The organism is Mycolicibacterium aromaticivorans JS19b1 = JCM 16368 (assembly GCF_000559085.1).
GTDB classification, from domain to species: domain Bacteria; phylum Actinomycetota; class Actinomycetes; order Mycobacteriales; family Mycobacteriaceae; genus Mycobacterium; species Mycobacterium aromaticivorans.
Genome location: NZ_JALN02000003.1, coordinates 63,004 through 80,661, shown reverse-complemented (window position 1 = coordinate 80,661; position 17,658 = coordinate 63,004). Strand labels below are relative to the sequence as shown.

At 63.2% G+C, this 17,658-nt stretch carries 16 protein-coding genes and 2 pseudogenes; 10 read left to right on the top strand and 8 right to left on the bottom strand.

Annotated features, from left to right (window positions below):
• Positions 1 to 874 precede the first annotated feature (874 nt).
• The 7 genes and pseudogenes from Y900_RS28780 to Y900_RS28755 all read left to right on the top strand — a co-directional run bounded on the left by Y900_RS28780 (position 875) and on the right by Y900_RS28755 (position 7,117).
• Complete coding sequence (locus Y900_RS28780) at positions 875 to 1,360, top strand: MarR family winged helix-turn-helix transcriptional regulator (RefSeq protein WP_036349235.1); 486 nt, start codon at positions 875 to 877, stop codon at positions 1,358 to 1,360.
• 14 nt (positions 1,361 to 1,374) lie between these two features.
• Positions 1,375 to 1,815, top strand: a complete 441-nt coding sequence (locus tag Y900_RS28775; protein WP_051660577.1) for an MmpS family transport accessory protein — start codon at positions 1,375 to 1,377, stop codon at positions 1,813 to 1,815.
• Positions 1,812 to 4,715 carry an MMPL/RND family transporter gene (locus Y900_RS28770; RefSeq protein WP_036349233.1) on the top strand — a complete coding sequence of 968 codons (2,904 nt, stop codon included), beginning with the start codon at positions 1,812 to 1,814 and terminating at the stop codon, positions 4,713 to 4,715. Before Y900_RS28775 ends, Y900_RS28770 begins: the two co-directional genes overlap by 4 nt.
• 122 nt (positions 4,716 to 4,837) lie before the next feature.
• Positions 4,838 to 5,406: pseudogene (locus tag Y900_RS31415) on the top strand (transposase family protein); the annotation flags it as partial.
• A 119-nt stretch (positions 5,407 to 5,525) separates the two neighbouring features.
• A complete protein-coding gene (locus Y900_RS28765) occupies positions 5,526 to 5,879 on the top strand; it encodes a DUF732 domain-containing protein (RefSeq protein WP_036349519.1) in 354 nt (117 codons plus the stop codon).
• Positions 5,880 to 5,890: 11 nt separating this feature from the next.
• Positions 5,891 to 6,376 carry a CAP domain-containing protein gene (locus Y900_RS28760; RefSeq protein WP_051660576.1) on the top strand — a complete coding sequence of 162 codons (486 nt, stop codon included), beginning with the start codon at positions 5,891 to 5,893 and terminating at the stop codon, positions 6,374 to 6,376.
• 465 nt (positions 6,377 to 6,841) lie between these two features.
• Positions 6,842 to 7,117, top strand: coding sequence for a hypothetical protein (locus Y900_RS28755; protein WP_051660575.1), 276 nt, complete (start codon positions 6,842 to 6,844; stop codon positions 7,115 to 7,117).
• 256 nt (positions 7,118 to 7,373) lie between these two features.
• Here Y900_RS28755 and Y900_RS28750 read toward each other — a convergent pair whose 3' ends face one another.
• The 6 genes and pseudogenes from Y900_RS28750 to Y900_RS28730 form a co-directional block, all read right to left on the bottom strand.
• Positions 7,374 to 7,589 carry a hypothetical protein gene (locus Y900_RS28750; RefSeq protein WP_036349232.1) on the bottom strand — a complete coding sequence of 72 codons (216 nt, stop codon included), beginning with the start codon at positions 7,587 to 7,589 and terminating at the stop codon, positions 7,374 to 7,376.
• Positions 7,590 to 7,827: 238 nt separating this feature from the next.
• Positions 7,828 to 8,415: a TetR/AcrR family transcriptional regulator gene (locus Y900_RS28745; protein WP_036349230.1), complete on the bottom strand. Its 588-nt coding sequence runs from the start codon at positions 8,413 to 8,415 to the stop codon at positions 7,828 to 7,830.
• A 102-nt stretch (positions 8,416 to 8,517) separates the two neighbouring features.
• A complete protein-coding gene (locus Y900_RS28740) occupies positions 8,518 to 9,753 on the bottom strand; it encodes an IS256 family transposase (RefSeq protein WP_036341372.1) in 1,236 nt (411 codons plus the stop codon).
• 870 nt (positions 9,754 to 10,623) lie between these two features.
• Positions 10,624 to 10,760 (bottom strand): annotated as a pseudogene (locus Y900_RS31970) (IS256 family transposase); the annotation flags it as partial.
• Between the two features lie 121 nt (positions 10,761 to 10,881).
• A complete protein-coding gene (locus Y900_RS28735) occupies positions 10,882 to 11,577 on the bottom strand; it encodes a GAF and ANTAR domain-containing protein (protein WP_237752800.1) in 696 nt (231 codons plus the stop codon).
• 364 nt (positions 11,578 to 11,941) lie between these two features.
• Entirely contained in the window at positions 11,942 to 12,565 is a 624-nt protein-coding gene (locus tag Y900_RS28730; protein WP_036349227.1) for a PadR family transcriptional regulator, read from the bottom strand.
• 61 nt (positions 12,566 to 12,626) lie between these two features.
• On the opposite strand from Y900_RS28730, the gene Y900_RS28725 reads away from it, so the two are divergent.
• The 3 genes from Y900_RS28725 to Y900_RS28715 all read left to right on the top strand — a co-directional run bounded on the left by Y900_RS28725 (position 12,627) and on the right by Y900_RS28715 (position 15,237).
• Complete coding sequence (locus Y900_RS28725) at positions 12,627 to 13,445, top strand: maleylpyruvate isomerase N-terminal domain-containing protein (protein WP_036349225.1); 819 nt, start codon at positions 12,627 to 12,629, stop codon at positions 13,443 to 13,445.
• 33 nt (positions 13,446 to 13,478) lie between these two features.
• The gene (locus Y900_RS28720) at positions 13,479 to 14,018 is read left to right on the top strand and encodes a nitroreductase/quinone reductase family protein (protein ID WP_081845437.1); all 540 of its coding nucleotides are present in this window, start codon (positions 13,479 to 13,481) and stop codon (positions 14,016 to 14,018) included.
• An 82-nt stretch (positions 14,019 to 14,100) separates the two neighbouring features.
• Positions 14,101 to 15,237 (top strand): FAD-dependent oxidoreductase, encoded by a 1,137-nt coding sequence (locus Y900_RS28715; protein WP_131536360.1) that lies wholly within the window; start codon positions 14,101 to 14,103, stop codon positions 15,235 to 15,237.
• Here Y900_RS28715 and Y900_RS28710 read toward each other — a convergent pair.
• Both Y900_RS28710 and Y900_RS28700 read right to left on the bottom strand, forming a co-directional pair.
• Positions 15,192 to 16,420, bottom strand: a protein-coding gene (locus Y900_RS28710; RefSeq protein ID WP_085977995.1) for an IS3 family transposase whose coding sequence is annotated in 2 segments (ribosomal slippage) — positions 15,192 to 16,108 and positions 16,108 to 16,420 — 1,230 coding nt in all. Because the reading frame shifts where the segments join, the coding sequence is not laid out codon by codon here. The two genes, Y900_RS28715 and Y900_RS28710, sit on opposite strands and share 46 nt — an antisense overlap.
• Positions 16,421 to 16,494: 74 nt before the next feature.
• Positions 16,495 to 17,619, bottom strand: coding sequence for an epoxide hydrolase family protein (locus Y900_RS28700; RefSeq protein WP_036349499.1), 1,125 nt, complete (start codon positions 17,617 to 17,619; stop codon positions 16,495 to 16,497).
• Positions 17,620 to 17,658 lie beyond the last annotated feature (39 nt).

Below are 17,658 nucleotides of genomic sequence, written 5' to 3'. Positions count from 1 at the left end.
GTCGATTGGTGTGCATCGTCTTCGCGGGCACGCGTCATCCGGAATGAGGTGCCGACCAAATCGATTGTCGTCCCGCGAAAATGCCACAGGTCCGGGGTTCCAGCTCAGACACCCCGGCATACAGGTCTTGTCCGATGCTGGGTGTCGGCGTAGGCGGCGAACGCCGCGCGCAAGTTGTCCCTGTTGACCGCGGTGGCCCGCAGGTCCGCGATCCGTGCGGCGGTTGTGCGGCGAGGGTTTGCGCACCGCCCGGTCAGCCAGGAACTCGCTGAACCAGTAGGGCAGGCCTGCTGCGGAGGTTGCGGCGGGGCCTGATCTGGGCACGGCCCCATGACGCCAGATATTTATGGACATCTGCTGTTATCCACAGATAAGCATGTGACGCATCGTATTTCGTTCCACGGCCGTCGCTGGAGAGCGTTGGTGGATAACGCCGGTTATCCATTGAGCCGCGCGGCACGCCTTGCGATCAGACGGAGTTTAAGTCGGCGAGCGCACCGCGCAAGGCGGCTGACACTTTGGACGTGTCGGTGAGCTTGACGCAGCCGGGGTTCTGACGCCGGCGCGGGACACGATCGTAGTGCTCGTCGCTGAGCAACAAGGGGATATGACAGCGTCGACTGGGGTCATCTGCAGGGCACGGACCCTTCGTGCTGCGAGGCTAGCCCCGCACTTGGAAGTCGCGTTCTCAATCGAGACGCACGGGACGCGGGGCGACGCGACAACCGCAACTTGTCACCGCCATGGCGCAACGAGCACTGCGGGGGACCGCTAGTAATGCCGAGAATCGCCTAAGGAGCCGCGCCCTCAGCTTGTGCTTAACCTCGAGCGAATTCCGATTGTGACTATATAGAGCACGTGATATATATCTATCGTGGAAGAAGGCACGGCTGCCGAGGGAGTCGACTGCGTCGGGGAGGTTCTGGATCAGGCGATGGATCTGACGATCCGGTTCCTCAGCGATCGCGCTGACCTGAGCGCGTCCGCAGCATTCACGATGAATCGGGTGTGTCGTGAAGGACCGATCCGGTTGACCACGCTGGCTAGCAAGGAAGGTGGCAGCCAGCCGTCGATGACGCAGCTGGTCCAACGGCTCGAACGCGCGGGGCTGGTGACCCGGTTGCCCGACCCCGATGACGGCCGGGCGTGCCTGATCGCCAGCACCGTCCAGGGGCAGGCATTGCTCGATGAGCGGAAGCGCATGCGCCGGGAACGCTTGGCGGCGTTGATGACGACGCTGACGGCCGAAGAGCAGGCGGCGTTGTGGCTGTCGGCACGAGTGGCGTTGCCGCTCATCGGCCGGCTCATGGCCAACGCTGACTGTGCGGCGGAGACGGCCGCACCGCGGCCCGTCGATTGACGGAAGGTGTTGGGGTGAAAGCAATTCCGGTGGGACGTGTGCTGAAACGCATTTGGGTCCCGTTGATTCTGATCGTCGTGCTTGCGGTCTCGGGACTGGTCGTTTCGCGTCTGCACAGGATGTTCGGATCCCAGGACCTCAACGCCGGATCGGGTGCTGGCATCGAGATCGTCCAGTTCAACCCCAAGGTCATGGTCTACGACGTCTACGGTGCACCCGGCACCACCGCCCAGATCAGCTATTTCGACCCGGAAGCCAAAGTGCACACGATCACCGCATCGCTGCCGTGGTCGGTCACCTTGTCGACAACCTTGCCGGCTGTCAGCGCCAGTCTCATGGCGCGGACCGACGGCGACCAGATTGGATGCCGCGTCACTGTGAACGGAACCGTCCGTGAGGAGCAATCGGCCGATGGCGTCAACGCCCAGACCTACTGCCTGGTGAAGTCAGCATGACCCACACCGTCACCGCGCCCGAACCCGCCAGCAAGCCGAAGCGTCCGGTCCTCCCGCACCTGTTGCGCATCCTGGCGCTGCCGATCGTGCTGTTCTGGATCGCGATCGCCGTTCTGGTCAACGTCGTCGCGCCCCAGCTCGAGGTCGTCGGCGAGATGCACTCGGCCCCAATGGCGCCCGAAGATGCGCCGTCGATGAAGGCGATGAAGTTGATGGGCGCCAACTTCAAAGAGTTCAACTCCAACAGCACGATCATGGTCGTGATCGAGGGCCAGAAGCCCCTCGGCCCGGACGCGCACCAGTACTACGACCAGATCATCCGCAAGCTGGAACAGGATCCCGAGCACATCCAGCACATCCAAGACTTCTGGGGTGACACGCTGACGGCCGCCGGTGCCCAAAGTGCCGATGGCAAGGCCGCTTACGTGATGCTGAACCTTGCCGGCGAACAGGGCCAGACGCTGGCCAACGAAGGTGTCGACGAGGTCCGCAAGGTGATCAAGGAGACCCCGGCCCCGCCCGGCGTGCAGGCCTACGTCGCCGGTCCGGCAGCGCTGACCGACGACCTCCACGTCATCGGTAACGCCAGCCTCGCCATGATTACCCTGATCACCCTGGCCGCGATCGCGGGCATGCTGCTCATCGTCTACCGATCGATCCGGACCACGCTGATCCAGCTGTTCCTGACCTTCCTCGGGTTGTTGACCGCCCGCGGTGTGGTGTCGATTCTGGCTCTGCACGGCGCCTTTGGGTTGACGACATTCGCCGGCAACATCCTCACGATGTTGGCGATCGCGGCCGCCACCGACTACGGCATCTTCATCTTCGGCCGATATCGCGAAGACCGCGGCATGGGGCTGGACCGGGACGAGTCCTATTACGCCACCTTCAAATCCGTGGCCCCCGTCATCGTGGGTTCCGGCCTGACAATCGCCGGAGCGACGTACTGCCTGTCCTTCGCGCGACTGCCGTACTTCACCACCATGGGCGCGCCCGTCGCGATCGGCATGCTCGTGATCGTGGCGATCGCGGTCACGCTCGGCCCTGCCGTGCTCTTCCTGGGCAGCCGCGTCGGTCTATACGAGTCGAAGCGACCGCCGCAGAGCCGCTTTTGGCGGCGCGTTGGTACCGCCGTGGTCCGCTGGCCCGCACCGATTTTCGTCGCCAGCCTGTTCGTGGTCCTCATCGGCATCGTGGCAATCCCCGGCTACAAGCCCGCCTACAACGACCGCTACTACCTTCCCAATGAAGCCCCGGTGAACCAGGGCTTCGCCGCCGCTGACCGGCACTTCACGCAGGCCCGGATGAACCCCGACATCCTGATGGTGGAGGCCGACCACGACATGCGTAATCCCGCGGACATGCTGGTGCTGAACAAGATCGCCAGCAACGTCATGCACACCGAGGGCATTGCGATGGTGCAGAGCATCACCCGGCCGCTGGGCATCCCGATCCAGCACAGCTCGATTCCGTTCCAGACTTCGGTGGCGGGCCAGACCACCAACATGAACCTGCCGTTCCAGCGGGACCAGCTCGACAACCAGCTGAAAACCGTTGATTCGATGAATGTTTCCATCGACATCCTGGAAAAGCAGTACCAGCTGTCGCTGAAGCAGACGCAGCTCACCCAGGACTCGGCAGCCAGGTCGCAGGATCTGCTGGAGACCACCAAAGCGCTGCGCGACAACATCGCGAACTTCGACGACCAGTTCCGGCCGATGCGGAACTACTTCTACTGGGAACCGCACTGCTACGACATTCCGCTGTGCGCCGCGGCCCGGTCGCTGTTCGACTCCCTCGACGGAATCGACGAGGTAACCGACAAAACCGAAGGCGTGCAAGGCAATACCGATCAGCTGGCGTCGCTCGCGCCGCAACTGACGGCGCTGCTCCCACAGACGATCGCGTCGATGAAGGTCAGCCGCGACCTGGCACTCGCGTCGTACAACTCGCAGAAGGCCCTGCTGGACCAGATGCAGGCGACCAACGACACCGCACTGGCGATGGGCGAGAGTTTCGACCAGGCCAAGAACGACGACCTGTTCTTCCTGCCGCCGGAGGCCTTCCAGAACCCGGACTTCGAACGCGGCCTGAAAATGTTCCTCTCCCCGGACGGCAAGTCGACCCGCATGTTCATCACCCACGAGGGCGACCCGGCGACAGTGGACGGCATCGCCCGCGTCGACTCGGAACGCAAGGCCGCCCAAGAGGCGCTGAAGATGTCGTCGCTGTCGAACGCCAAGATCCATCTCGGTGGCGTCGCGGCAACCTACAAGGACATGTCCGACGGCGCACGCTACGACCTTCTGATCGCCGTCGTGTCGTCGCTGACGCTGATCTTCATGATCATGCTGATCCTGACCCGAAGCGTAGTCGCCGCACTGGTGATCGTCGGTACGGCGGGCAGCTCGATCGCCGCGTCGTTCGGTATCTCGGTACTGCTGTGGCAGGACCTGTTCGGGATCCAGGTGCAGTGGCTGGTCATGCTGATGTCGGTCATCATCCTGTTGGCGGTCGGCTCCGACTACAACCTGCTGCTGGTCTCCCGGTTCAAGGACGAGATCCACGCCGGCCTGAAGACGGGCATCATCCGCTCGATGGCGGGCACCGGCGGGGTGGTGACGTCAGCCGGTCTGGTGTTCGCCGCCACGATGGCGGGCATGATGTTCAGCAAGCTGGTCGTGCTGGCCCAGATGGGTTCGACGATCGCGATCGGCCTGCTGATCGACACCTTCATCGTGCGGTCGCTGCTGATGCCCTCGATCGCGACGATGCTCGGCCGGTGGTTCTGGTGGCCGCAGGTGGTCTATCCGCGAGGCAACTACCACTTCCTGCCCCCGCAGCCGCGACGGCGGGCCGGCGACGACGTGGACACCGCCGCGCTGCCCGCACAGACCTAACGTACTGACCACGGACGTTAGGTGCGGCGTGGCGTGGTGACATAACGAAGACTCCGAGTGAAGTGCGAGCTGTCTAGGAACCCACTCACCCCGGAGGTCTTCGTGGTCCACGTAATGCCCCGCTGTCAGAAACTGGTCGCTTAAAGCTGGCTCGTTGCGTCGTTGACGATGGCTGGTCCGCGCGCCGAGCTGCAGAACGATTCCAGGTCTCGGCCACCACGGCACGGCGCGGAGCCGGGCGGTATCGGGATCACGGCGGGGCACGAATGGTTGGTCGATCCTCGCATCACCACTCGCCAGGTCGCACGCCCACGCGTACGGAACGTCGCATCATCAAAGTCCGGATGCTGCGACGCTGGGGGCGGCCCGCATCGGCTACTTGTTGGGCCTTCACCCCTCTACTGTGCACCGGGTACTGACCCGCTACGGGCTGGCCAGACTGCGCTGGCTGGATCGTCCGACGGGCGGGTGATCCGGCGCATCGAATCGCAGTCTTGTGGAGACCTGGCGCACGTCGATGTCAAAAGGTGGGCAAGATCCCCGCGGGCGGTGGATGGCGGATGCTCGGACGCATGGTCGGCGGCCATAACTCCAACATCGATAAAGCAGCGGAGTGTTCAATGCCTACCACCAGCCCGTTCGCGGCTATCACTTTTTGCACACTACGATCGACGGGTACTCCCGGCTGGCGTGAGACCACATAGAAGTCGCTCCAGTCGTCGCTTCGTAATCACGACCCGGTTGTGTGGATGTATATTGCACGTATCCCCACATTCGCCGACCGCATATGGGACTCAAACCAATATGGGAATGCTTACCCGCGCACCGCGCCTGCTGATTGCCGGTACGTTGGCAGCACTGGGCGCGCTCACCACCGCGGATCCGGCCCACGCGGACAACATCGGCTACCTGATCAACGTCACTGTCCGACCGGGCTACAACTTCCCCAATGCCGACGCCGCGCTGGCCTACGGCCACGGCGTTTGCGATCAGATCAATTCCGGCGTCAGATATGGCCAGTTGGTTAACACCATCAAGTCCGACTTCTCAACCACTGACGAGTTCCAGGCGTCCTATCTGATCAGCCAATCCGCCCAGGAGCTATGCCCCGCCGCGATCTGGCAACTGCGCCAGTCCGCGGCGGGCTACGTCCCGCCCGCATAGTGAGGAATCCTGTGGTACACAGAGCTATTCACGCAGCGACGGCGGCTGGCGCAGCGACTCTACTTGCTGCTGCCGGTGCGCCGGCCGCGCACGCCGACAACACCCGCCTCAACAACGGTGTGGTCGCCAACGTCTATACCGTGCAACACCAGGCAGGGTGCACCGGCGACATCAAGAAGAACCCCGCCCTGACCCAAGCCGCCGAGTGGCACGCTAACGACGTTCTCAATGACCGAGCCTTGGACGGCGATCTCGGATCAGACGGCTCCACGCCTGCCAGCCGTGCTGCCGCAGCCGGTTTCAAGGGAACCGTCAGCCAGACAGTGGCCATCAACCCCGCCCTGGCGATCAACAACCTCGACGTCATCAACCAGTGGTACCACGACCCTGCCGACTTCGCGATCATGTCGGACTGCGCCAACACCGCGATCGGCGTCTGGTCAGTCAACAGCCTGGACCGCTCGGTATTGGTGGCGGTCTACGGCCAGCCGGCCTGAACGGTGCCGGACCGAAAGACGCTGAACTGCCGTCCGTCGCCGTGGGTCGAGACACCACAGAAGTCGCGCTCAGCGCAGCAAAGTGACGAAACTCTCGGACGGATTCCCACCCCACAGTATGGGACACCGTGCATCGTGGCAGGTCACGCTCGCGCTGAATCATAGAGGAATCGCGAACCTACGCTCGCGCGTGCGACCCTTGCCGCTCGCGGCTGCCTCCACTGCAGCAACGCGGCGCGCGGCAGTGGTCCTCCTTCAACCCGCCATCATGGCAAGCTTAGTACCTGCTGGTTTCTTAACTTTCCTCAGTCGATCAACATCGACAGATACCCAAGTCGTCTCGTTCGCATCAAGAAAGTCAGAGTCCGGTCCGGCATGGCGGCGGCGGCTGGTCTGGCCTCTGTCTTCCTGTCGGATGCTCGACCTCGTTGGAGGTAAGATTCGGTTGTCTGATGAGGGTGTGTGATGGCCAAGAACAAGAAACTCGAAAATCCGTGCCCCGTCACTGACCGTCGGCTGCGCCGGGCTTTGCGGGGCAAGTTGGCGCTGTCGACTCTCTCCGATGACGAGGGCAAGCTCTTTAATGCTGCTATCGGTGGTGCTGTGCGTAGCCGCCTCGCCGGGTGCAATTACGGCGACGTTCTGGCGGCGCGAGGAATGACGCCTATCGCGCTAACCGACGACGGGCGCTTGGTCGAATATCGGCCCGACGGAACGATCCAGCCGATCTCCGTTCACTGACGGTCACGCGCCGCTGGGCCAGGGCGGCTCACTTCCGTTCACGGGTAGCGGGCGTCACGCGTAGCGATCGACGGTAACTCCGTCGGAATTGGGGTGCGCTGACCAGGTCGGGGTGGTAGGGAAGTAGGTCGTTGGCGGTGTCGGTGAAAGTCCGTTCGCCGGCTTGTGTGGCGCATAGGTAATCGTTGAGGTTGTCGACGTCCATAGAACTTCACCGATTTTCCGATGTGGTTGTGGTCAGATCTGGTTACGCGCGCTAGCCGCGTGCCGGTAGTCCCGACGGTGTGGTGCTGGTGCTGGTGTTGCTGTGCTGCAGACTATTCGGGGAATCTGGTCGGTGATCATGGCTGCGACGGCAGCTTGTGGCCGGCAGACCATGATCGCGGGCGATCCGGTGGGCGAGCTGGGCGGGGCCGGGGTCGTAGGTCAGCAGCGCGGTGTCGCGGGCGACGTTCATGGCGGAGGAGTCCATGACGAGTTGACGGTGACGGAAGCGGCGTTACGGTGAAGGACTGCGGGTAAGCGATCGATCGGGTCTGGCGCTATTCGCGCCGGCGGCCGATACGATGCCCGACCGCCCGGAACTGTGACTGCCACTGACACACCCAGACCTGGCCGTCCTTGTGATGCCCGAGGGGCGGCCCCGCGACCATGAGGGCTCACGATACCAAATGGCCATATTGTTTGGTTTCGAGCTGCCGCGATAGCTTTCAGTGTTTGAGCTGGCCCTGGCTGATGAGCATGTTCATCGCCCGTTCCCAGCGGCTGAGTTGACTGTCGGTGGCGAATCCCTCAGGAAAGCGCCGGTCGAGGTGTCGGCGGAAAATGATGGCGCCTAAGACCAGGACCAGCGGATTGAGGCCAGCCCACTCTGTGTCGAGCCCCTCGGGTGTGGCTCCGCTCTCGGCGAGGTGCTCCCAGCGTTGCACACCGCCGGCGGCCATCGCATCGAACACCACACGACCCATGGGGCCGTCGTCGACCAACTGGCGGGCCACGTAATCCAGCACGGGCAGGTGGGCATCGAACAGCACCCGGACACGCTGGCCAACCTCGGCCGGCCCGGCGGGCTCGGGTTGTGACATCACCACGCCGATCGTCTGCAGTACATGGGTGTCCACTGCTTCAATCAGGCGTTCCTTGGAGCCGAAATGATGCTGGATGGCACCCACAGAGACCCCTGCGGTCTGGGCGATAGTCTGAAACGTCGCATCAGCACAGCCGCGCGACGCGAACACCTCCAGGGCGGCCTGGATGATCGCTGCTCGCCGTCTGCCGCGTGGATCTGCTGACGTCACGTTCCCAGCTTCTCCTACCCTCGTCGTACTTGCCGCACGTTATCGGGTCAAGTCCAGGGACGTGGTGTACGACGTCGTCGGGTGATTCTTCGAGTTGATGGTTCAGGCGGTGAGCGCCTCTGTGGTGGCCTCCTGTTCTGTCGGTGAGTTCTGGACGGCTTGTGATTTGCTGAGGACGTCCAGGCCGAGGTAGCGCCGGGATTCGGCCCATTCGTCGTGCTGTTCGGCCAGGACGGCACCGACGAGGCGGATCAGGGCGCCCCGGTCGGGGAAGATGCCGACGACGTCGGTGCGACGGCGGATCTCCTTGTTCAGCCGTTCCTGGGGGTTGTTGGACCAGATTTGGCGCCAGATCTGCTTGGGGAACGCGGTGAACGCCAGCAGGTCCGCGCGAGCATTCTCCAAGTGCTCGGCGACCTTGGGGAGCTTGTCGGCGAGCGCGTCGATGATCCGATCATATTGCGCAGCAACGGAATCAGCGTCCGGCTGGTCATACACCGAATGCAGTAGCGTGCGCACCCACGGCCACGACGACTTCGGGGTGATGGCCATCAGGTTGGTGGCGTAGTGCGTACGGCAGCGCTGCCAGGCCGCGCCAGGCACGGTGGCGCCGATCGCGGCCACCAGCCCCGCGTGCGCGTCGGAGGTGACCAGTTTGACCCCGGATAGGCCGCGGGCGGTCAGCGATCGCCAGAACGCCAACCAGCCCGCCCCGTCCTCGGCCGTGGTGACGTCGATGCCGAGGATCTCGCGGTAACCCTCGGCGTTCACACCGGTCGCGATCAGCGCATGCACGTTGACCACGCGACCGCCCTCGCGGACCTTGAGGACCAGGGCATCGGCCGCGACGAACGTGTACGGCCCGGCATCGAGTGGCCGCGTGCGGAACGCCTCCACGGCGGTGTCGAGTTCCTTGGCCATCACCGAGACCTGCGATTTCGACAGCCCGGAGATGCCCAGCGTGCCGACCAGTTTGTCCATCCGCCGCGTCGAGACGCCCAGCAGGTAGCAGGTGGCCACCACCGTGGTCAGGGCCCGCTCGGCGCGTTTGCGTCGTTCCAGCAGCCAATCGGGGAAGTAGGAGCCCTGCCGCAGTTTCGGGATGGCGATGTCCAATGTGCCTGCCCGCGTGTCGAAGTCACGGTGGCGGTAGCCGTTGCGGTGGTTGGTTCGCTCCCCGCTGCGCTCGCCGTAGCCGGCGCCGCACAGTGCGTCGGCCTCGGCACCCATCAGGGTGTGGATGAACATCGACAGCAGCTCGCGCAGCACGTCGGGATGAGCGGCGGTGAGTCGCTCGGTCAGGACCTGCTGCAGGTCGATATCGTGGACAGTGGTCATCGCGTGTGTTCCTTCTTTGCTCGAGTGACTTTGGACGGTCCCTCGAAGAATCACGCGATGACCTTCAATCACTCGGCTACGACACGCCGGTACCGCTAATCAGGTCCGACTCGTACACCACTCTGCTGGACGCAACCCGTTATCGTCGGCCAATGGCCCCCTCGGTACCTATTGTCATCGCGGGTCGGCAGCTCTCCATCTCCGACTGCGCCAGCGCCCTGAAGCTCTACCCAGCTTCCACCATCACCACCTACGACTTGCCCGGGCCCGGCGACCCGACGCGGCTCACCGATGACGAGGTGGTCCGCACGCGCGCTCAATTCGCGCATCTCCCACAAAGAGCTCCGCTGGTTCGTCGATCGGGCAACGACCGCGCCGTGGCCGCCTCGCGACGCCGATCTGCGTCGCGCAGAACCTCACATACGAGGCGACCTCTACGACCAGCTTGAGGCGTTCTAAGACACTTCGCGGAGGATGCACCCGCCGATGTCGCGCGATCGAAAATCAGCAAGGTACTTCATGTGAAGCGCCCCCGCCGCTATCCCTATCCTCGACTCGAAAGTGACCGCGGTCTACCGAGAGCGCGCCAAACAAGCGGCCAGCCGCTACCCACGGCTGAAATATCGCAAAGTCGCGTATTGGGCGGCTATTCGTGACGACCTGATCGACAACACCGAGTCAGTCCGATGCACTCCCGCGCCTGCGCGCCGCCCTCGCCGACCAGGGCACCCTCGGCGCCCACCTCGATCGCATCACCGACCTGCGACTGCTCGACATGCTGACCTGGCAATAACGGCACCCTGTTGCACCACGGTGACCCGAGGCAGGGCGGGAGTATCTCGCTAACGGTGTTTCCGGCGGTTTTCATCATTAGGTTTCGGCTGCTGGGAATCGGTCGGCGAAGGTGATCGCGAACGCATTCAGGGCGGGTTTCTACCGCATCGTCCATCGTGCCTGCCGGCACCAGTTCGGTCCAGTGATCGGGTGACCAGATAGAGGCACTTGAGCCACTGTACAGCCGCGGCTAGTCGTGTGACCGTGGTAGCTCAGCCATGAGACATGAGCGCCATCAGCGATGTGGCCCCGAAATACGTTCGCGCATCAGACATTTGGGCAGGCGGTGGCAGATCACCGGCTGAGACCGTTGGGCTTGCGCTCGACGAGACGCTCAGCGATCACTCTGAGGGGTGTATTCGTTTCTTGGGACAGCTTTGTGAGCAATGCGAAGGCCTGTATCGCATCGACGTCGAAGCGTTCCATGATGACGCCCTTCGCCTGACCGATGATGTCGCGGCTGGCCAAGGCCGAATCGAATTGCCGCTGCCGGTCGGCGGCCAGAATGAGCAGGGCCGCCTGAGTGGCCAGCATGGCGCCAAGTGCTTCCTCTTCATCAGTAAACGTTCGCGGTCGGAATCCGAGGAGATTCAGTGCGCCGCTGTCACTGCCCTGGGTGAACAGCCGAAATGACATCACACTGAAAACACCGACCGCTTGTGCATGCTCGGCATACTCAGGCCATCGGTCGTCGTTTGCTAAGTCACTGCAGCGGACCATGACATCTCGGTCGGCGGCATCCAGACACGGGCCGGCACCCGTTTGTTGCTGCACCTGGTCCAGCTCACGCGCAACCGGTCGCGTCGCGCTGATCGACTCAAAGGTACCGCCGCTGATCATCAACACATCTGCGCAGTCCACCCGATCGATGAGCGAAACAGCGGTAGCGGTCAGCTCGGCAAGACTCGAACCGATCGGACTACCTTCACTGCCCGCCCCTGCCAGCGTGCGCATCGCGTCAACGATCAGCTCGTCGTAGCGATGACTCACCGTTCGCCGTTCTCATCCGCGAATGTCAACATCGAGTAAGTATTTCCGCACGCGGCCAGCCAGGCGAACTATGGCCGCGCACCATCAGGATCCACAACCTCCCCGGCGAACAAGGCCCTGACCTCATCGCGCCCGGACACCGGGCCCGTGTCGGCTCCGGCTGAATACTGAGTGGCCTGCTCCGGAACTACCTGATCACTTTTCGACCAGAGCCGACAGCCCGTCGTGAAAACGTTCACATTAGCGCCTGAGAAAAGATCTGATTGACCTCAAATCTCTGGTTCGAGATCAACTTTGACCACGCAGGTCTGCCACGGTTCGGTTGCTACGCTCAAGCCGCTTAGCGCGTCTGTGGTCAGTACGTCTAGGGCTCGGGTTCAGCGAGTATCCGTTCCCATTGGGTGCGTCCCCTTGGTGTGAGGCCGACGTTGCGGGTGTCGGGCCACTGCTCGATCTCGATTATTGACTGTTCGCACCATTCGATGAGGTTGCGGTAGAAGCCGTCGAGGAACGTGGACTGACGTTCGATGAGGTGAAGGCGTTGCGGGAAAGGGCCGCCGGTATCGAGTAGTTCCTCGATGAGCGTTGCGCCTTTGGCATGCAGCTCGCGAGCATGGCGCGCCGTGGCTTCCAGAGCCGAGCGCAGCTCCTCCTTGGTGGCCTGGTCTCCGAGGAACAGTCTGAGGAACCCTTCCACTTCGAGCAGCGGCGCCGCCGGCTCGCTGCCGAACCAGTCTTTCAGCGCGGCACGGCCTTGCGGGGTAATGGCGTAGCGCGTGGCCTGTTTACGGCGGCCGTCGACAACCTCGGCGGTGGCATGCTCACGTTCGACGAGTCGTTTCAGCTCCGCGTACAGATGGGCATCCGACCGCGGCCAGAAGAAGTACATGCCGCGCTTGATCTGCGCCACGATTTCGTAGGCAGTCCACGGCTTGATGCCTAACAGACCGAGCAGCGCGAACGACGTGGTGGTCGGCTTCGAGGTCACATGTTGACATTACTCCGTTCTGGAGTACTTTAAGCTCCATAGTGGAGTATGGGGGTGCGGGATGAACGACGCCGGATCTATCGCATTCGTCGACACCAGCCGCGACGAGCTGCGGGAACGCATCAATGAGGCGCGGCAACGGTTCTATCGGTTGACGCGATCGGCGGACCCGCAGGCTCGGCGACGAGGGTTGGACTGGAGCGTGCATCAGGTCATCGCGCATGTGCTCTGCGTGGCGCGCCGTTATGAGGCCCTCGCCGAGGGGCGGGACTTCCGCCGTGCCCACTATCCACGCGAACTCGATCAGATCAACCAGGAGGAGATGATGGCGGCGATGGCGCCCGTCCCCGAACTGCTTGACCGACTTTCGGCGCTCGAACCGGTCATGGACGCCTTCTTTGACGGCCTACCGGATGACTATGTGGCTGAGTTTCATTGCGGTGCCGTGGTTTCTGGAGTGGTCACGCAGATCAACTGGCTTTTCGACTTGATCTTGCACGGAGAGGACATCGCACGATCCGTCGATACGCCGTGGGAGGTTCGGGAACGCGACATGCTGTTGCTGCTTCGCGAGGGGCTGGAGGTCGCGCCCGCATACCTCAGTGCGGCGGTTACCCCCACGACCAACATCTGCCTGGCTCTACAGATCCCGGATGCCCGACCCTATGTGGTGCATGTGCACGATGGCATCGCAGAATCGCGGCCACGTCGACCACAAGATCGGCCCGACGCTGTTATCAAGGCGCCGGCGTCGACGATGGTCAGGCTGCTGCTCCAACGCATCGGACCCTTCACTGCCGCGCTCCACGGTCTCCGCATCGCAGGCGGACGACGGCCGTGGAAGGCGCTCCAGCTGCAATCCTGCTTTGAACCCGCATAGCCCCGAGGACATCCCGAGAGAGGAGCGAATGTGATGGCGACGCGCGACGGCCACGCCGCACCAGACCAGCCTAGGGACGCGACGACCCATGACCTGTACCTGCTGTATCTCCGTGTCATGCGGCGCGTCGGCCACTACCGCTGGTTCGCCGTGTTCATGAAACACGCCGGTTCACGCGCCGACCGGGCATTGATCCGTGCCAGCTGTGGCCGACTGTCGCTGGGCGGCCCCCAGATGCCGACGATGTTGCTCACCACGAGGGGAAGACGAAGCGGCAAAGAGCGAACCGTTCCGGTGTACTTTGTGCGGGACAGCAACACTCTGGTCGCGGTATGCGAGAACTTCGGGCTCGACGCACCATCCAGCTGGCTAAGAAACCTCCTCGCCGACCCGAAGGCGCGCATCGAGATCAACGGCGTCAGTGCCAGCTACCTTTCCCGACCGGCCACAGAGCAAGAAGTCGCGCGCAACATGCCCAAGCTCGCCGCAATGTGGCCCGCTCACGACACCTACATGCAACGAAGCGGCACACGTCACGTATTTGTCTTCGAGCCGGTCGATACGCAGACGTGAAAAGCTCAGTGTTGCCGCAAGTTACGTGTCGCCTCGCCCCGTGGTCGCGGGGGTTCGGATCGCAGGTGAGGTGATGTTCGCAATGGGTGAGAAGCACGCGCTGGTTCTTGGCGGCAGCGTGGCCGGACTTCTGGCCGCCCGCGTGCTCGCCGACTTCTTCGATAGGGTGGTCGTCGCCGAGCGTGACGCATTACCCTCTACGATTTCGAATCGGCGGGGTGTGCCGCAGGACCGCCATGTCCACCTGCTGTGGAGTCGGGGTTCTTCGATCCTTGAGGACCTATTTCCCGGGTTCACCGATGAACTGATACGGGCTGGTGCACCCCGTTTCGACGGAGACCTATCGAAGGTCTACTTGAATAACGGTGGGCACCCATTGCCCGCCTCGGGGTGCTTCGACGATTTCCAATTTGTGTTGCCAAGCAGGCCGCTGTTGGAAGGTTGTGTGCGGCAACGCGTCCGCCGCATCAACAACATCGAGCTACGCGACGCCCATGACATCGTCGAACTAGTCACGGACCGCGATCATATCTCGGGCGCAGTCCTCCGCCGACGTGATCGCGAGGCAGTCGTGGATGGAGCCGACGAGATCGTCGAAGCCGACTTGGTTGTCGATGCGATGGGCCGAGCTGGCCGCACCCCTGCGTTACTAGACAGTCTTGGCTACGGTCGTCCTGTCGAGGACAGCCTAGATGTGCGACTTATGTATTCAAGTTTTCCGGTGCGGATCCCGCCTGGGGCACTGCGCGAACTCGCCGTCGTCATAGGCCCTGTGCCCGGGCGACCCACTGGCATGGCTCTATTCGCTAACGAGGACAACACTTGGATGTTCACCGTGTCTGGACTGGCGGGGGTAGAACCCCCCAAAGGACTGAGCGAAATGCTGGCCTTCATCGAAAAGTTCGCTCCTATGCACGTGGTAGCCGCGCTTCGGAGGAGCGAGGTGATCGGAGAGGGAGCTCAGCATCGGATGCCTGCGACGCGCTGGCGTCGCTACGACAAAATGAAACGGTGGCCGACAGGATTGCTGGCGATAGGCGATGCGATCTGCAGCCTCAATCCCATCTACGCCCAAGGAATGACGGTCGCTGCAATGGAAGCTGAACTGTTGCAACAATGCCTTCGTCAGGGATCTGGGGCCTTGCCCCCATGTAGTGGACACGGGATTTGTGGTTATGCGGCTTCGGGCAGCGTAGCCGGTGTCAGGTTCCTTTCGTAGGTCGCGGGGCTGGAATGACGGCAGTAGGAGTGCCGTCGTGTGGTGTTGTAGCGGGCCAGCCACCGAAAGACCTCACGGCGGCAGATCGCCGCGTCCGGCCAGCAGGCACGGTCTTGCAGAATCTCGCGCTTGAGGGCGGCGTTGAACGATTCGGCCAACGCGTTATCGGCACTTGACCCCACCGCACCCATCGACTGGACGACCCCCAGATCGCGGCAGAGATTCGCGAAATCCCGTGAGGTGTACTGACTTCCATGATCTGCATGGAATATTGCACCAGCCAGTGAACCCCGCAGTGCAGCAGCGGCTTTGAGCGCATCGATGACCAGTTCGGTGCGCATGTGATCGGCGATCGCCCACCCGGCGACCCGCCGTGAACAGCAGTCGATCACGGTGGCCAGGTACAGGTTGGCGCCGGTCGCCAATGGCAAGTAGGTGATGTCGCCGACGTAACGGGTGTTGACCTGCGCGGCGGTGAAATCGCGTTTGAGCAGGTCGGGGACCTTCTGGTTCGCCGGGTCCGCCACGGTCGTCTTGACCCGACGTCGGCGTCGATAACCGGCGATCCCGGCGCCGCGCATCACCCGAGCCACCCGCTTGTGGTTGACCCGCTGCCCCTCGGGCGCACCGTCGTTGAGCTCGGCGGTGATCCGCGGCGCCCCGTAGGTGTTGTCCTCGTCGTGGACGGCGCGGATACGCTCGGCCAGCGCCTCGTCAGCAGCCCGACGGGCCGCTCGTCCGTCAGCACCGGCCAACCACGCGTAGAACGACGAACGCGCAACCTCGACGACTGCGCAGAGCCACTTCACCTCGAAGGCGTGCAGGTGGTCGGCGACAAACTGAAAGCGGCTCACCAGTTCGTCTCCCCGGCGAAATATTTGGCCGCCGACCGCAAGATGTCACGCTCGGTGGACAACCGCGCCTCGGTGGCGCGTAACGCCTTGACCTCACTGCGGAGGCGGGCCAGCTCCTGCTCAGGGCTCTCGGCCCCTAGCACAGGCTCGGCCACTACGACACCGCGGCGGTGCCGAATCGGCACCCCGGCCGACTTGCACCACGCCGAGAGCGTGGCCTCGCTGACACCGAGCTCGGCAGCGATCTGGGCGATCGTCGCGCCCTCGGTGTCCCGGTAGAGCGCGACCGCGTCACGCTTGAACTCATCGGGGTAATTTTTCCTTGCCATCGGGTTGGATCATCTCGCTTCCCCCAGCACATTCCTGGGATTGAGCGTGTCCAACACACGGGGTCAAGTCCCCATCACCGCACGGATTCGAAGAATGCGCGGATGTCGTCGACGAAGAGCCTCGGTTGTTCCAGAGCGGCGAAGTGCCCGCCGCGCGGCATGGTCGTCCAATGGGTGATGTTGTAGATCGGTTCGCACCAACTTCGCGGTGCGCGCAGGACCTCCTTGGGGAAGGCAGCAATACCAGTGGGCAATTCCACACGAGTTGTCGCGTCCAGGGTCTTGAAGCTCTCCCAGTACAACCGGGCCGAGGAGGAGCCACTATTGGTAGCCCAGTACATCATGACGTTGTCGAGGAGCTCATCGCGGCTGAGCACGTTCTCGGGATGGCCGTCGCAGTCCATCCACGCTGCGAATTTCTCGACGATCCAGGCCATCTGGCCGACCGGCGAATCGGCCAGTCCGTAGCCGACGGTCTGAGGCCGGGTGGACTGCTGCTCGGAATAGCCTGTCTCCCAACGCTGATAAGTCGTCAGGGCGGCCAGGGCCAGCTGTTCTTCCTCGGTCGGATCGGTGATGCCGCCCGCTGGAGGGTAAGCGATCGGCATATTCAGATGGATGGCGGCGCAGTGGCCGCGGTTGCGGCCCATTTGTGTGGTGATCGCTGCGCCCCAGTCGCCGCCCTGGGCGCCGTAGCGCTGGTAGCCAAGGCGCAGCATGAGCGTCTCCCAGGCCTGCGCGATCTTCCCGACACCCCAGCCGGCGTTGGTGGGCTTGCCGGAGAAGCCGTAGCCCGGAAGCGCCGGGCACACCACGTGGAAGGCGTCCTCGGCCCGTCCCCCGTGGGCAGTCGGGTTGGTCAGCGGCTCGATCACGTTGTGAAACTCCACGATCGAGCCGGGCCAGCCGTGGGTGATCACCAGCGGAAAAGCCTCTTGGTGCGGAGATCGCTGGTGGATGAAATGGATGTCCACGCCGTGGATTTCGACGACGAACTGATCGAATCGGTTGAGGGCGGCTTCACGGGACCGCCAGTCGTATCCGTCGGCCCAATAGGCGGCCAGTTCGCGGGTGTACCCGAGCGGGATGCCCTGGGTCCAGTCCGGTACACATTCGGCTTCCGGCCAACGGGTCCGCGAAAGACGCGTTCGTAGATCGTCGAGAACGTCATCGGCGACGTGGATGCTAAATGGTCTCACTGCGCGCACGGCACTCAAGGTCACTCCTCACACGCTGCT